Here is a 15,084-nt window from a genome sequence, read left to right as displayed (position 1 = left end):
CGTTCACTGAAGGCGAACCGATCAAGGGAGGAGCAATTGCTCACTCGCAAACAACACGAGCTCATCCGTTTCATCCAGGAACGGCTCGAGGAAACCGGCGTGTCGCCGAGTTTCGAGGAAATGAAGGACGCGCTCGACCTCAAGTCGAAATCGGGCGTCCACCGGCTGATCTCGGCGCTCGAGGAGCGCGGTTTCATCCGCCGCTTGCCCAACCGGGCGCGTGCACTCGAGGTGATCCGGCAGCCGGAAGATGCGGTGGCTTCCGCAACTTCGAAGGCCGCTGCGCCTGCGTCGCTCAAGATGCCCGAGAGCACGCCGCGACCGGCCAATGACGTGATCGAGATCCCGCTCCATGGCCGGATCGCCGCGGGTGTACCGATCGAAGCGCTCGAAGATACGCAGACCCTGCCCGTGCCCGCGGCATTGCTGGGGGCCGGCGATCATTTCGCGCTCGAAGTCTCCGGCGATTCGATGATCGAAGCGGGAATTTTCGACGGCGACTACGCGCTGGTGAAGCGCACCGACGTCGCGCGTGACGGCGAAATCGTCGTCGCGCTGGTCCGCGACGAGGAAGCGACGCTCAAATACCTGCGCCGCGACAAGGGCCGGATCACGCTCGATCCCGCCAACGCCGCCTACGAGCCGCAGGTCTACAACGCCGATGAGGTCCGCGTGCAGGGCAAGCTGGCCGGTCTCCTGCGCCGTTACAACTGATCGGTTCGAACCGAGAAAAAAGGCCGCCGCTCCGGAAGGGAGCGGCGGCCTTTCTCGTACTTGGGTTGCGTGAGGTCAGTCCGGCTTCTTGGCCACCCCGACCATCGCCGGGCGGAGCAGCCGCTCGCGCAGCATGTAGCCCGCCTGCATTTCCTGCACCACCGTGCCGGGTTCGGCGTCCGCAGTGGGAATTTCCATCATCGCCTGGTGCTGGTTGGGGTCGAGCGGAAGGCCGACCGCAGCGATGCGACTGATGCCGTTCTGTGCAAAGACTTTGTCGATCTCACGCTGGGTCGCCTCGATACCCTCGATGAAACGGCGCGCCTTGTCGTCCTCGCGCAGTGCTTCGGGCACGTGTTCGAGCGCGCGGGCGATATTGTCGGCCACCGAAAGGATGTCGCGGGCGAAGCCCGACGCGCCGTAATTGCGGGCATCGGCCACGTCCTTTTCGAGCCGCCGACGCACGTTCTGCGTTTCTGCGCGCGCATAGAGGACTTCCTGCTTCGTCGCGTCGAGATCGTTGCGCAACTGTGCGATCGCATCGGCAAGGTCGCCCTCGCCTTCGCCATTTGTGTCGCCGTCTGAGGGCTCGTCACCCTCGTCGATCATGTCTTCGGGAACTCCGCGGAGTTCTTCCGCCACTTCCGGGTCGGGCGCGTGGGCGCCCTGCTTGTCGTTGTCGTTGGTCATGGGTTCTTTTTAGCCGATCAGTTTGCTCAGCGAATTCGCCGTGAAATCAACCATGGGGACCACGCGCGCATAATTCAACCGAGTCGGCCCGATCACACCCAGCACGCCGACCACCTTGCCCTCGCGATCGCGATAGGGCGCGGCAATGACCGAGGAGCCGGAAAGCGAGAATAGGCGGTTCTCGGAGCCGATAAATATGCGCGTCGCTTCGGCCTCGCGCGCATCGTCAAGCAACGCGGCGACCGATTGCTTGCTTTCGAGGTCGTCGAGCAGTGATCGCACGCGCTCGATATCGTCGAGCGCGTCGTCGTCGAGCAGCTTGGCCTGACCGCGTACGATCAGCACGGGTCTTTCCGCGGCATCCTCGCTCCAGACCGCGATTCCGCGTTCGACGAGGTCGCGACTGGCGGCATCGAGCTGCGAGCGGCCGCTGTCGATTTCGCGGCGGATAGCCTTGACCGCTTCGGGAAGCGTCCGACCGGATAGGCGCGCGGTGGCGTAGTTCCCCGCCGCTTCGAGCGCGGCGGGATCGACCGCCCGCCCGAGCTCGAGCATCCGGTTCTCGACCTGGCCGTCCTCGCCCACGAGCACAGCGAGCGCGCGGCCCTGCGCGACCGGGATCAGCGACAATTGCGCCAGCCTCGGCTCGCGGCGCGGCACCATCACCATACCCGCCGCGCCGGAGAGGTCCGACAAGAGCGCACTGGTTCGCTCGAGCGCCGCCTCGACCGGTCCCGGCGCGCCCAGCTGCTCGCGGATCGCCGCGCGTTCTTCGGGACTCGGCTCGGCCACCTGCATCATCCCGTCGACGAACAGGCGCAGGCCCAGATCGGTCGGCATCCGCCCGGCCGAGGTATGCGGCGATGCGAGCAGCCCGAGTCCTTCGAGTTCGGCGAGCACCGAGCGGATCGAAGCCGGCGACAGCTCGACCCCCTGCCCCGCCAGCGTCTTCGAGCCGACCGGTTGCCCGCTTGCTAGGTAGCCTTCTACCACGAGCCGGAAGATATCGCGGGCGCGTGTGGTCAATTCGATGAGCGGCGGCGAATTCATGCCCGCCAATCTACGCAACGGTCCGGGCGAGACAAGACTTGTGCGCACAAGCCCCCCGCGCCTATCGCGGGCGCCGAACACCCACGGAGATTCCTCGATCATGACCACCCGCCCCTCCGGCCGCGCCCCCGACGAAATGCGCGCCATCACCATCGAAACCGCCTTCACCAAGCACGCCGAAGGCTCCTGCCTGATCAGTTTCGGCGACACCCGCGTGCTGTGCACCGCCAGCGTCGAGGACCGCCTTCCGCCATGGCTGCGCGGCAAGGGCCAGGGTTGGGTCACCGGCGAATATTCGATGCTTCCGCGTGCGACGCACACCCGCGGCAGCCGTGAGGCGGCGCGCGGCAAGCAGTCGGGCCGGACGCAGGAAATCCAGCGCCTGATCGGTCGCAGCTTGCGCGCCGTGGTCGATTTGAAGAAGCTCGGCGAGCACCAGATCACGCTCGATTGCGACGTCATCCAGGCCGATGGCGGTACCCGTACCGCCTCTATCTCCGGCGCGTGGGTCGCGCTGCGGCTCGCGGTGAACACGCTGCTCGAATCGGGCGCGATCAAGGAAGATCCGATCTCCTCGAAAGTCGCGGCGATCAGCTGCGGTATCCATCAGGGTACCCCGGTTCTCGATCTAGACTATATCGAGGACAGCGCCGCCGACGCCGATGCCAATTTCGTGCTGCTCGAAGGCGGCCAGATCGGTGAGGTCCAGGCGACCGCCGAAGGCGCGACTTATGACGAGGAAGGCCTGCTTCGGCTGCTGCGCCTCGCGCGGATGGGCTGCGACCGGATTTTCGAGGCGCAGGAAAAGGCCGTCGCGTGAGCGAGCACCCTCCCCTCGGCTCCAAGCTCGTCATTGCCACCCACAATGCAGGCAAGCTGAAGGAGATCTCCGCGCTGCTCGCGCCGTATGGCGTCGACTGCGTCTCGGCGGGCGCGCTCGCCCTTCCCGAGCCTGCCGAGACCGGCAAGACCTTTACCGACAATGCGCTGATCAAGGCACGCGCGGCGGCGCAGGCGGCGCAGCTACCCGCACTGGCCGACGATAGCGGGTTGTCGGTTGCGGCGCTCGACGGCAAGCCGGGGGTCTACACCGCCGACTGGGCCGAACGGCAATGGTTCGAGGGGCCGGCCGGGCGCGACTGGTACATGGCGATGGGCAAAGTCGAAGGCAAACTCGCGGAACAGGGCTCCGAGGTCGATCGCAGCGCGTGGTTTTCCTGCGTCCTCGCGATCGCCTGGCCCGACGGACAGCAGGCCGTGTTCGAGGGTCGCGCAAACGGTTCGCTCACTTGGCCGCCGCGAGGCACACTCGGGTTCGGTTACGATCCGGTGTTCGTGCCCGAGGGCTACGAACAGACATTCGCCGAGCTGGACCCGGCCGAAAAGCACCGCATCAGCCATCGCGCCGATGCATTCGCCAAGCTGGTCAGCGCTCTGTTCGCATAGACCGCTTCGGCTGGATCCCGACGTGGTCGCCGACCCAGTTGCCGGCGGGCCAATAGCGGCAAACGAGCACTTCCTGACCGCGACCGCGTGCGACGGCGCAGCCGACCTCGGTAGTCGTGGGCCAAATCACCTGCGTGTAGTGACCGACATCGGCCCAATTCCCGGTCCGTGAGACCTCGGGAAAACGACCCGGGCGGAAATGCCGCTTTTCATCGATGAAACCGCCGATCATGTCTTCGATCGTGTAATAGCCTGCGGTTCCCATCCAGAGGTTTTCCCCGGCACCACGGGTATGCCCGCGATCGGCGTGTTCGAGGAGCTGGTGTCGCGCGAGGTATTGCGCCCAGTCGTGCGCATCGCGCGCGAGTTCGCTATTCCAGCGCAGGCCGTGTAGGCTGTGACGCGCGCGCTCCACGTTATGGGCAGAAACGATCCGCGCTTCGAAATCGGCGTGACCGCGGGTCGCCATCGCCGGCGCAGCGAGCCCCAGCACGACGGAAATGATTAGAAAAATGCGAGCTTTGCTCATGGCAACGAACTTGACTTCCGCAGGTTAAAGAGACCTGAATCCTTCTATGGCGCTAGCTCTGTATCTCCATTGGCCGTTCTGTCGCTCGAAGTGCCCCTACTGCGACTTCAACAGCCATGTCCGGGAAAATTTCGACTCCAAACAGTGGGGGGTCGGATTGCGGTCCGACATGCGCCATGAGTCGAGCGTTACATGCGATGAACCTCTGACATCGATCTTTTTCGGTGGTGGCACACCCTCGCTGATGCCGCCCGAATTGGTCGATTCATTGCTGACCGAAGCCGAGAGCCTGTGGGGCTTCGCGCCCGGTATCGAAATCACGCTCGAAGCCAACCCGACATCGATCGAGGCGGACAATTTCGCGGCGCTTGCGCTGGCGGGGATCAACCGCGTGTCGCTCGGAATCCAGTCGCTCGAGCAGGAAGCGCTGCATTTCCTGGGGCGCGAGCATTCGGCAGCCGAGGCCTTGGCGGCGCTTGCCATCGCGCAGGAGCATTTCGACCGGGTGAGTTTCGATCTGATCTATGCCCGCCCGGGGCAGAGCGCCGACGCATGGTTCGGCGAACTCGAGCGAGCATTGGCGCTCGGGACCGACCACCTCTCGCTCTACCAATTGACGATCGAACCCGGGACGCGTTTCGCAACCGATGTCCGCCGTGGCGCGTTCACCCCGCTCGACGACGACAGCGCCGCCGATCTGTTCGCGGCGACGCGCGAACGGATGCGCGCGGCGGGCCTGCCCGCCTACGAAGTCAGCAACCACGCTCGCCCGGGGCAGGAAAGCGCGCACAATCTCACCTATTGGCGCTATCGCGATTTCGCCGGGATCGGCCCGGGCGCGCATGGCCGGCGTGGCGGCCGCGCGACCGTGCGCCATCGCAAGCCGGAAAACTTTCTCTCGGCGATCGCGCGCAACGGCCATGGCATCGCCGAGGAGCGCGCCCTCCCCTTGCGCGAACAGGCCGAGGAAGCAGTGTTGATGGGGCTCAGGCTCGACGAGGGCATCGACCTCGACGCCCTGGCCGGGCGGTTCGGCCTGTCGCGCGATACGCTCGTATCCGCTCGCAAGCTCGAGCAATTGGTGGAACAGAAACTGGTCGAAGCCACGGAGGAACGGATCGCCCTGACCGAAAGCGGCATGCTCCTGCTCGACCGCGTGGTTGCCGAATTGCTGGTCGGCGCGCCCGAGACGGTATGAATTCGGCCGACATCCTCGGCCAGTGGGAAGCGCATCTCGCGCTCGGCAAGCGGCGTTCGCCGCACACGGTGCGGGCCTATCTTGCGGCTGCACGACGGTGGCTGGCGCACCTCGATGCACGCGACTGGCACGCCCTCGCGAGGCTCGATGCCCGCGACTTGCGCAGACAGATCGCCCGGCGGCGCGCCGAGGGACTGGCCAATACCAGCGCCGCGCGCGAACTTTCCGCGCTCAAGGCCTTCAGCAAGTTCGCGAGGGAACGCGCAGGTGAAGAAGATCCGGATGCGCCGCGGCTGCGCGGTCCGAAAGTAAAACGCGGTCTCCCGCGTCCCGTCACGCCCGACGAGGCGGAAGGGCTCGCGGAGCAAGTCGCCGCGCTCGCCCGCAGCGACTGGCAGGGATTGCGTGACCAGGCGGTGCTCCTGCTGCTCTACGGGGCCGGATTGCGGATTTCCGAAGCACTCTCGCTGACCGGCGGCGATGTCCCGCTCGGAACAGTGCTCACGATCTCCGGCAAGGGCGGCAAGCAGCGCGTCGTACCGGTGATGCCGCTCTTGCGAGAGGCGGTCGATGCCTATGTCGCCGCCTGCCCGCACGAGCAGGCGAAGGATCGAGCCCTGTTCCGCGGCGCGCGAGGAGGCCCGCTCGGCCAGGGCGCGGTACAGAAGGCGGTTGCCCGCGCACGCACCGCGCTCGGGCTGCCGTCGACCGCCACGCCGCATGCATTGCGTCACAGCTTCGCGACCCACCTGCTCGGCGAGGGCGCCGACCTGCGCAGCCTGCAGGAACTGCTCGGCCATGCGAGCCTCGCCTCGACCCAGATCTACACCAAGGTCGACGCCAAGGTGCTGCTCGATACTTATCGCAACGCGCACCCGCGCGAAAAGGACTAACCCTCGCCGGCCCCACGCCGCGCGCGCGGCTTCCAGGTCACGTAGCGCCAGACATACCCGCCGACCGCGAGCACGATCGTGGCGATGATTATCCAGCTGACGATGTCTTCGATTTCGCCGAAGGTGCGCGCGAGCCATTGCGTGCCAAAGATCAGCATCGCATTCCACATTGCCGACCCCGCCGCGGTGAAGACGAGGAACTTGATCCTGCCCATATGGGCGAGGCCTGCGGGAAGCGAGATCATCGTCCGCATGAAAGGCGTCGCGCGAAGGAAGAAGACCACCCAGTGGCCGTGCCTGCGAAAGAAGTCGGTCGCCGCTTCGACGTCCTCCCATTCGAGCGTCAGCCAGTGGCCCCAGCGATCGACGAACGGCCCCAAGCGGCGATAGCCGAGGCGGTCGCCGACCATGTACCAGGCGTAATTGCCGATCACGGTGCCGATCGTTCCGGCAGCGAGCAGCGGCCAGAACTCCATCGAGCCGCGTTCGATCGCCAGTGCACCCGCACCCATGATTGCTTCGGACGGGAACGGCGGGAAGACGTTCTCGAGCACCATCAGCAGGGCGATGCCGAGATAGCCGAGCGCCTCGACCACGCTGACGATGAAATCATCCATGCCGCGGCAACGCGCGAGCCGCCACGCGGTTCAAAATTGGATGATTTGGCAAAGCTGAAGCCTGCTTCAGGTTGATCCCATGGCCGCGTGGCGACGCTCGATCGCGTCCCAGATCATGCCTGCAGTATCCGTTCCATTGAACTTGTCGATCGCGACGATGCCGGTAGGCGAAGTGACGTTGATCTCGGTCAGCCACTTCCCGCCGATTACGTCGATGCCGACGAAGACGAGCCCGCGGCGCCTGAGCTCGGGTCCCATCGCGGCGCAGATTTCCTCCTCGCGCGCGGTCAGCGTCGCGCTCTCGGCATGGCCACCCTGCGCGAGGTTGGAGCGGAACTCGCCCTCGCCCGGGAAACGATTGATCGCCCCCGCCACTTCGCCATCGACCAGCACGATCCGCTTGTCGCCTTCCGCCACCTCGGGAAGGAAGGGCTGGACCATGTGAGGTTCTGGCCAGGTCTGGTTGAATACCTCGAACAGCGCCGACAGGTTCTTGCCGTCGGGACCGATATGGAAGATCGCCTTGCCGCCATTGCCATGGAGCGGCTTGACCACCAGCCCCCCGGGAAACTCGTCGGCGATGTCGCGCTGGAACGCCTTCACGTCGTCGAGCGTACGCGCGATCAGCGTCGGAGGCATGAAGCGCGCATAATCGAGCACGAACATCTTTTCGGGCGCGTTGATCACCTCGCGCGGATCGTTGACGACCAGCGTCTCGCCCTTGAGCCGGTCGAGCAGCAGGGCGGCGCTGATATAGCCGAGATCGAAGGGCGGATCCTGCCGCATCAGGACGATATCGATATCCTTCGCGAGGTCGATCCGCCGCGCCTCGCCCTTCTCGAAATGATCGCCCTCTACGCGCTGAACGGTCACCGGCGAGGCATGCGCGGTGATCGCCCCACGATCCCAGGCGAGGCTGCGGACATCGTAATGGTACACTTCGTACCCGCGCGACTGGGCGGCGAGCATCAGGGCGAAACTCGAATCGCCCGCGATATTGATATTTTGGATCGGGTCCATCTGGACGGCGACGCGCAGTGTCATGCTAACTCCAGGGCTGCCAGGCATTGGCGATGTGGCGCGGCCAGCGCCAGGGTGCAACCAGGATCACGTCGATCCGCACGTCCTCACCGTTTTTTGCGTAATTGTGCGCCGCGGCTCCTGCTGCCGCGGCGACCCGTCGCAGGCGGAATTCATCGATCGCCTGGTCGAGATCCGAAACGTGCCGCCGCCATTTCACTTCGACGAAGGCGACCACTCTGCCGCGTTTCGCCACCAGGTCGACCTCGCCACGCGGATTGCGCACGCGTGTGTCGAGGATGCGCCAGCCCTTGAGCCGCAGGTACCAGCTCGCAAGCCCCTCGCCGCGCCGTCCGCGCCGCTCGGCCCGCTGGCGCGCGAATTCGGGCATCAGGCCTTCAATTCCATCGCGCGCGGATAGAGTTCGGCCTTGCGCCGCCCGGTCCGCCGCGCCGCCTCCGCCGCCGCCTTGGAGGGCGACATCGCGGCGAGCAATTCGCGCAGGAGGTCGTCGATATCGGCCTCGCTGGCCGTCCTCTCCTCGGGCGGACCGATCAGCAACACGATTTCGCCTTTCGCCGGGTGGTCGGTGTAGTGTTCGAACAGTTCATCGGCCGATCCCCGCCGTGCTTCTTCATAAAGCTTGGTCAGCTCCCGCGCGACGCAGACCGAGCGCTGCGGGTCCCAATCGGCGATCGCCGCGAGGCTCTTGGTCAACCGCGGTCCGGTTTCGTAGAAGACCAGCGTCGCATCCAGTCCCGCCAATTCGTCAAGCGCTTCGCGCCGCGCCTTCTCCTTGGCCGGGAGGAATCCCGCGAACAGGAAACGATCGTTGGGGAGCCCCGACAGCGTCAGCCCGGCGATGGCGGCGCAGGCCCCGGGCAGCGTCGTGATCGGCACGCCTGCCTCGCGCGCATCGGAGACCAGGCGATATCCGGGGTCCGACACCAGCGGAGTCCCGGCATCGCTGACCAGCGCCACCGCCTTGCTCCGCATCGAATCGACCAGGCGCGCACGATCCTTCTCGCCGCTGTGATCGTCGTAGCGCCACAGCGGCTGCGAGATACCGTGGTGCTTGAGCAGCTTGCCGGTGACCCGCGTGTCCTCGCACGCCACGCCGTCGCACCGCCGCAGCACGTCGAGCGCGCGCAGCGTGATGTCGCCGAGATTGCCAATAGGCGTCGCGACAATATAGAGGCCGGGTTGGAGCGGATCGCCCATGGAACCGCTCATGGACTATCGGGAGCATCGAGTCATGACCGGATTTGCGCGCCACAAGCCATTGGGCCGCCGCGGCTTCCTCGCCGGGCTCGCGCTGGCGCTGCTCGGCGGCTGCTCGATCATCCCCAAGGGCGCACCGGCCGAAGCGCCTCCGCCTGTCCGCGTCGAACCGGCCGCGACCACGAGCAACCTGCCCGACGAGGAAGGCTACCATCGGATCGCTCTGCTCGTGCCGCTGTCGGGCGAGAACGAACGCGCCGGATCTTCGATCGCCAATGCGGCGACGACCGCGGTGATCGACACCGGCGCGCAGAATATCCGGGTCACCACCTACGACACCGCGCCGGGTGCGGCCGCCGCCGCGCGCGAGGCGATGGCGGACGGAAACCGCCTGATCCTCGGCCCGCTGATGGGCGAGAACATCGATGCGGTCGCCAGCGTCGCGGGACAGTACGACGTCCCGGTAATCTCGTTCTCCAACGATGCGACGCAGGGCCAGCGAGGCGTTTTCCTGATGGGAACGCAGCCCGCGCAGTCGATCGAGAACACGGTACGATATGCTTCCTCGCGCGGCCTCCGCCGGATCGCCGCACTGGTGCCGACCGGGGCCTATGGCGACCGTGCGGCCGAAGGACTGGTCTCGGCCACCCGCGCCTACGGCGCGACGTTCGCCGGGATGGAGCGCTACGATCGCGGCAACACCTCGATCCGCAGCGCCGCGATGCGGCTGCGCGAGCGGGGCGGCTACGATGCCGTGCTGATCGCCGATGGTGGACGGCTCGCGACGATCGCCGCCCCGGTACTTAAGCCGAGCGGCAGCAACGTCCAGATCCTCGGAACAGAATTGTGGAGCGGCGATGACGCGATCTACGATGCGCGCGAACTGCGCGGGGCATGGTTTTCGGCGGTCACCGACGAACGCTGGGCGCAATTCGCGCAAAGCTATGCCCAGCGCTTCGGCACGCGGCCATTCCGGATCGCCACCCTCGGCTTCGATGCGGTGCTGATCACGCTGAACATCGCCAACGACTGGGACGTGGGCGACGAATTTCCCACCACCCGGCTCTACGGCCGCGGAGGGTTCCTCGGGACCGACGGGATCTTTCGCTTCGGTTCGAACGGGATCGGCGAGCGCGCGTTCGAACTGCGCGAAGTCCGCGCCAACACTACAGAAGTTATCGAACCCGCGCCCACGCGCTTCGTCGACTGAGCAAAACCGCACCGCCGCGCTTGTTCGCAGGCATCGCGAAGGTGTAGTTCGGGACCATGGCAGACGGACTGTTCGACGACGGCGCGGCCGATACCCCGCGCGAAAGCTATGATTCCTCCTCGATCGAGGTGCTGGAAGGGCTCGAGCCCGTCCGGCGGCGCCCCGGCATGTATATCGGCGGGACCGACGATCGCGCGCTCCACCACCTTGCCGCCGAAGTGCTCGACAACGCGATGGACGAGGCGGTCGCGGGCCACGCCTCGCGGATCGAGGTCGTGCTCGAGGAAGACAATCGCCTCACGATCGCCGACAATGGTCGCGGCATCCCGGTCGACGAGCATCCCAAATATCCGGGCCAGTCGACGCTCGAGGTGATCCTCACGACGCTCCATTCGGGCGGCAAGTTCTCAGGGAAAGCCTACGCCACCAGCGGCGGTCTGCACGGGGTCGGCGTCAGCGTGGTCAACGCGCTGTCCTCGCACACCCGGGTCGAGGTCGCGCGCGACAAGAAACTCTACGCGCAGGAATTCGCCAGGGGCCATGCGCTCGGCAAGATCGAGGAAATCGGCGCCGCGCCCAATCGCCGCGGTACGACCGTCTCCTTCACCCCAGACACCGAGATCTTCGGCGACCGCCAGTTCAAGCCCAAGCGGTTGTTCAAGCTCGCCCGCTCGAAGGCCTATCTCTACGCCGGCGTCGAGATCCGCTGGAAATGCGCGCCCTCCCTCGCGGGCGAGGACGTGCCCGAAGAGGCGGTGTTCAAGTTCCCCGGTGGCTTGGCCGATCACCTCGCCGAACAGGTTGGCGCGCGCGAATGCGTGACCGCGCAGCCCTTCACCGGCAAGCAGGATTTCCCCGAAGAACAGGGCCGCGTCGAATGGGCGATCGCCTGGCCGCTCTATTCGGACGGTTCGACCAGCTGGTACTGCAACACCGTGCCGACCCCCGACGGCGGCACGCACGAGCAGGGGCTGCGCGCCGCCCTGACGAAGGGACTGCGCGCCTTCGGCGAGCTCACCGGCGTAAAGAAAGCCAAGGACATCTCCGCCGACGACGTGATGAACGGCGCCGAGATCATGCTCTCGGTCTTCATCCGCGATCCGCAATTCCAGTCGCAGACCAAGGACCGGCTGACCTCGCCGGAGGCTGCGCGCCTGGTCGAGAACGCGGTGCGCGATCATTTCGACCATTTCCTCTCGGACAACATGGACCGCGGCAAGGCATTGCTCGGCCAGGTGATGGAACGGATGGACGAGCGGCTCCGGCGCAAGCAGGAACGCGAGATCAAGCGCAAGACCGCGACCAACGCCAAGAAGGTCCGCCTGCCCGGGAAGCTCACCGATTGCTCGGGCGAAGGCGATGGCGAAACCGAACTGTTCATCGTCGAAGGCGATTCCGCCGGCGGCAGCGCCAAGCAGGCGCGCAACCGCAAGACTCAGGCGATTCTCCCGATCCGCGGCAAGATTCTCAATGTCGCCTCGGCCAGCGCCGACAAGATCCGCGCCAACACCGAAATCGCCGACCTCACCCTCGCTCTCGGCTGCGGCATCCGCAAGGATTGCGACCCTGAAAAGCTGCGCTACGACAAGATCGTCATCATGACCGACGCCGATGTCGACGGAGCGCATATCGCGACGCTGCTGATGACCTATTTCTTCCAGGAGATGCCCGAACTGGTGCGCAAGGGGCACCTGTTCCTCGCCCAGCCCCCGCTCTATCGCCTGACCGCGGGCAAGGTCAGTCGCTACGCGCGCGACGAGGCGCATCGCAAGGAACTCGAGGAAACCGTCTTCAAGGGCAAGAAGGTCGAGGTCGGCCGCTTCAAGGGTCTTGGCGAGATGAACCCGCAGCAGCTCCGCGAAACGACGATGGACCCCGACAAGCGCAGCCTGATCCGCATCACCCTGCCCCACGAGTTCGAAGACCGGGCGGTGGTGAAAGACCTCGTCGACCGATTGATGGGCCGAAACCCCGAACACCGCTTCGACTTCATCCAGAACAATGCCGGGGAGTTCGACCGCGAGATGATCGACGCGTGACGGTTGCGCTCCGCGGGACAGGCAACTATCGGCTTAACCGGACGATTAAACCGACAGGATATCCATGACCGACAAGCGCTTCGAAGGCACGCAATCCTATATCGCGACCGAGGATCTCAAGGTCGCCGTCGATGCCGCCGTCACGCTCCGCCGCCCACTGCTCGTCAAGGGCGAGCCGGGCACCGGCAAGACCGTGCTCGCGCACGAAATCGCCAAGGCGATCGACGCACCGCTGATCGAGTGGAACGTCAAGTCGACCACCAAGGCACAGCAGGGCCTCTACGAATACGACGCGGTCGCGCGCCTGCGCGACGGCCAGCTCGGCGACGAGCGCGTCCACGACATCTCGAACTACATCAAGAAGGGCAAATTGTGGGAGGCGTTCACTTCGCCCGAACTGCCCGTGCTGCTGATCGACGAGATCGACAAGGCCGACATCGAGTTCCCCAACGACCTGTTGCAGGAGCTCGATCGGATGAGTTTCGACGTCTACGAGACGCATGAGCGGATCGAGGCGAAGGAACGCCCGATCGTCGTCATCACCTCGAACAACGAGAAGGAACTGCCCGACGCCTTCCTGCGCCGCTGCTTCTTCCACTACATCAAATTCCCCGATCGCGAGACGATGCAGGCGATCATCGACGTCCACTTCCCCGGCATCCAGAAGGCGCTCGTAACCAAGGCGATGGAGATCTTCTACGAGCTGCGCGAAGTGCCCGGCCTCAAGAAGAAGCCGAGCACGTCGGAACTGCTCGACTGGCTCAAGCTGCTGCTCAACGAGGACATGCCGCTCGACGTGCTGCAGGACTCCAACCCGAACAGCGCTGTCCCGCCGCTGCACGGCGCGCTGCTCAAGAACGAGCAGGACGTGATGCTGTTCGAACGCCTCGCCTTCATGGCGCGTCGCCAGAGCTGAGACGCAAAAGGGCGGCTCCCGCAGGAACCGCCCTTGCCCCCTCGTCTCCCCTCCGGAAAACTTAGCTGAACTTGTAGGCGATCTCGAAGTCGCCCCAGCGCTTGCCGTCGATATAGATCGGCACGTAGACGTTGCGCACGACATGGTAGGTCTGCCCGTCGCCTTCCTGGCGATAGACGGCCATCATGTAGGGCGCGGTGCTTTCCTTGGCCTTCTGGTCGATCGGGTCGAGGATCATCCGGCCGTTGCGGCAATATTTGGTGTCGTGGGTGAGATCGCCGGTCGGTGCTTTCGACATCTCGCTGGTATGCGCCGGGAGATAGCCGTTGCGGTCGGTACAGGCAGTGGCGACGATCCGCGGGTTCGACGCCGTGTAGCGATCGAGCAGCGGGCGGATGTTGTCATGCGCCCAGGCCATCAGGCGGGTGCGGTAGCGCGGCGGGTTGCTGCCCGCGATCGGCTGGTAATCGTCGTCGAAGACGTCGGCCTCACTGATCTCGCCACTGGCGATGGCCGATTCCATCAGCTGAGCGGCCTCGTTCGCGGCAATCTTCGCCTGCTCGACCATCTCGCTGTCTTCGGGTGAGAGGCCCGCATGGACGATATGGTCGAACATCGAATTGGCCGTCATCTCGAGCTCGCCGACGCGCCGATTGGCGTCTTCGAGTTGCGATTCGTTGCGCACGGTCGCGCTGGCGAACTGGTTCATCACTTCCTGCACGCGTGCGACGTGGTCGCTGATCGTACCGGTCGCGCCGGTGATCTGTTCGTTCTGGCGGTCGACCTCGCCGACCAGCTCGTTGACGCCGAGCAGCGTCTGTTCGATCTGGGCGACCGAGGACTTGGTCTGGCTGCTGGCCTGCGCGCCGTCCTCGATCTGCTGAATCACACGTTCGGCCTGGCCACCGAGCGCATCGATCGTGTGGTTGATTTCCTCTGTCGCGCCGCGGGTGTCGCGCGCGAGGCTCTTCACCTCGTCGGCAACGACCGCGAAGGTCCGGCCGGCCTCGCCCGCGCGCATGGCCTCGATCGTGGCATTGAGCGCGAGGATATTGGTGGTTTCCGCGATCGTGTCGATCTTCTGCGAGCAGGCGCGCACCTGCTCCATCGCGGCGGTGAAATCGGTGACGTGCCGGGTCAGCGAATCGACCAGCGACAGGAGATCCGTAATCTGGTTGAGCGAACCCTTGATGAGGACGGTGCCTTCGTCGAGCCGGGCGCGGGCGCGTTCGGACAGGGCCCGCGCTTCGGCGCTCGAGGTCGCGACCTGGCGCTGATCCTCTTCGAGAGCGGCAACCGTGCCCTGCAGCGCGGCCTGTTCCTCGCGCAGGCGCTCGGAAGAGCGGATCACGCCTTTGACGATCCCCGCCACATCGGTGCAACCGACGGTCACTTCGCCGCAGCTCTCCGGAATACGATTGATCGCACTCTGGCTTGCGCTCTCGATTTTGCTAAGTTCCATCGGCATCTGGCTCTCTGTTTGTTATCGCGCGCCATGCGTAAGCCAGGTTGGTTATCGTCGGGTTAAGCCTTGCACTGGA

Annotated in this window: 16 protein-coding genes; 8 read left to right on the top strand and 8 right to left on the bottom strand. The window is 65.4% G+C overall.

What is annotated here, in order from left to right:
- Positions 1 to 36: 36 nt before the first annotated feature.
- On the top strand, positions 37 to 714 hold the full coding sequence (gene lexA / locus T8S45_RS03850) for a transcriptional repressor LexA (RefSeq protein WP_188641717.1): 678 nt from the start codon (positions 37 to 39) through the stop codon (positions 712 to 714).
- A gap of 75 nt (positions 715 to 789) precedes the next feature.
- On the opposite strand, the gene grpE is transcribed toward lexA, so the two are convergent.
- Both grpE and hrcA read right to left on the bottom strand, forming a co-directional pair.
- Positions 790 to 1,404, bottom strand: a complete 615-nt coding sequence (grpE, locus tag T8S45_RS03845; RefSeq protein ID WP_322294744.1) for a nucleotide exchange factor GrpE — start codon at positions 1,402 to 1,404, stop codon at positions 790 to 792.
- 9 nt (positions 1,405 to 1,413) lie between these two features.
- Positions 1,414 to 2,454, bottom strand: a complete 1,041-nt coding sequence (gene hrcA, locus T8S45_RS03840) for a heat-inducible transcriptional repressor HrcA (RefSeq protein ID WP_322294743.1) — start codon at positions 2,452 to 2,454, stop codon at positions 1,414 to 1,416.
- A 100-nt stretch (positions 2,455 to 2,554) separates the two neighbouring features.
- On the opposite strand from hrcA, the gene rph reads away from it, so the two are divergent.
- On the top strand, positions 2,555 to 3,274 hold the full coding sequence (gene rph / locus T8S45_RS03835) for a ribonuclease PH (RefSeq protein WP_188641714.1): 720 nt from the start codon (positions 2,555 to 2,557) through the stop codon (positions 3,272 to 3,274).
- A complete protein-coding gene (rdgB, locus tag T8S45_RS03830) occupies positions 3,271 to 3,900 on the top strand; it encodes an RdgB/HAM1 family non-canonical purine NTP pyrophosphatase (RefSeq protein ID WP_322294742.1) in 630 nt (209 codons plus the stop codon). The genes rph and rdgB overlap by 4 nt, the downstream gene beginning before the upstream one ends.
- Here rdgB and T8S45_RS03825 read toward each other — a convergent pair.
- The gene (locus T8S45_RS03825) at positions 3,881 to 4,429 is read right to left on the bottom strand and encodes a CAP domain-containing protein (protein ID WP_322294741.1); all 549 of its coding nucleotides are present in this window, start codon (positions 4,427 to 4,429) and stop codon (positions 3,881 to 3,883) included. The genes rdgB and T8S45_RS03825 overlap by 20 nt on opposite strands.
- A 46-nt stretch (positions 4,430 to 4,475) precedes the next feature.
- Here T8S45_RS03825 and hemW point away from each other — a divergent pair, with 46 nt between their 5' ends.
- Entirely contained in the window at positions 4,476 to 5,627 is a 1,152-nt protein-coding gene (gene hemW / locus T8S45_RS03820) for a radical SAM family heme chaperone HemW (protein ID WP_322294740.1), read from the top strand.
- Positions 5,624 to 6,520 carry a tyrosine recombinase XerC gene (locus T8S45_RS03815; protein ID WP_322294739.1) on the top strand — a complete coding sequence of 299 codons (897 nt, stop codon included), beginning with the start codon at positions 5,624 to 5,626 and terminating at the stop codon, positions 6,518 to 6,520. Before hemW ends, T8S45_RS03815 begins: the two co-directional genes overlap by 4 nt.
- On the opposite strand, the gene T8S45_RS03810 is transcribed toward T8S45_RS03815, so the two are convergent.
- The 4 genes from T8S45_RS03810 to rsmI form a co-directional block, all read right to left on the bottom strand.
- On the bottom strand, positions 6,517 to 7,137 hold the full coding sequence (locus tag T8S45_RS03810) for a DedA family protein (protein ID WP_188641709.1): 621 nt from the start codon (positions 7,135 to 7,137) through the stop codon (positions 6,517 to 6,519). The two genes, T8S45_RS03815 and T8S45_RS03810, sit on opposite strands and share 4 nt — an antisense overlap.
- Positions 7,138 to 7,203: 66 nt before the next feature.
- Positions 7,204 to 8,181, bottom strand: a complete 978-nt coding sequence (gene gshB / locus T8S45_RS03805; RefSeq protein ID WP_322294738.1) for a glutathione synthase — start codon at positions 8,179 to 8,181, stop codon at positions 7,204 to 7,206.
- Position 8,182: 1 nt separating this feature from the next.
- Entirely contained in the window at positions 8,183 to 8,548 is a 366-nt protein-coding gene (locus tag T8S45_RS03800) for a YraN family protein (protein WP_188641707.1), read from the bottom strand.
- Positions 8,548 to 9,390, bottom strand: a complete 843-nt coding sequence (gene rsmI, locus T8S45_RS03795; protein ID WP_229658092.1) for a 16S rRNA (cytidine(1402)-2'-O)-methyltransferase — start codon at positions 9,388 to 9,390, stop codon at positions 8,548 to 8,550. The genes T8S45_RS03800 and rsmI overlap by 1 nt, the downstream gene beginning before the upstream one ends.
- Positions 9,391 to 9,412: 22 nt before the next feature.
- Here rsmI and T8S45_RS03790 point away from each other — a divergent pair, with 22 nt between their 5' ends.
- The 3 genes from T8S45_RS03790 (at position 9,413) to T8S45_RS03780 (ending at position 13,543) form a co-directional block, all read left to right on the top strand.
- Positions 9,413 to 10,588 carry a penicillin-binding protein activator gene (locus tag T8S45_RS03790; protein ID WP_322294737.1) on the top strand — a complete coding sequence of 392 codons (1,176 nt, stop codon included), beginning with the start codon at positions 9,413 to 9,415 and terminating at the stop codon, positions 10,586 to 10,588.
- A 56-nt stretch (positions 10,589 to 10,644) separates the two neighbouring features.
- Positions 10,645 to 12,627 (top strand): DNA topoisomerase IV subunit B, encoded by a 1,983-nt coding sequence (gene parE, locus T8S45_RS03785; RefSeq protein WP_322294736.1) that lies wholly within the window; start codon positions 10,645 to 10,647, stop codon positions 12,625 to 12,627.
- 64 nt (positions 12,628 to 12,691) lie between these two features.
- A complete protein-coding gene (locus T8S45_RS03780) occupies positions 12,692 to 13,543 on the top strand; it encodes an AAA family ATPase (RefSeq protein ID WP_188641704.1) in 852 nt (283 codons plus the stop codon).
- A 61-nt stretch (positions 13,544 to 13,604) separates the two neighbouring features.
- Here the strand turns inward: T8S45_RS03780 and T8S45_RS03775 are convergent, their stop codons facing one another.
- Positions 13,605 to 15,005 carry a methyl-accepting chemotaxis protein gene (locus T8S45_RS03775; protein WP_188641703.1) on the bottom strand — a complete coding sequence of 467 codons (1,401 nt, stop codon included), beginning with the start codon at positions 15,003 to 15,005 and terminating at the stop codon, positions 13,605 to 13,607.
- Positions 15,006 to 15,084: the final 79 nt, after the last annotated feature.

Origin of the sequence: Pseudoblastomonas marina (genome assembly GCF_034374265.1) — a bacterium.
GTDB classification, from domain to species: Bacteria; Pseudomonadota; Alphaproteobacteria; order Sphingomonadales; family Sphingomonadaceae; genus Alteriqipengyuania_A; species Alteriqipengyuania_A marina.
This window is presented reverse-complemented; position numbering and strand designations above follow the sequence as displayed.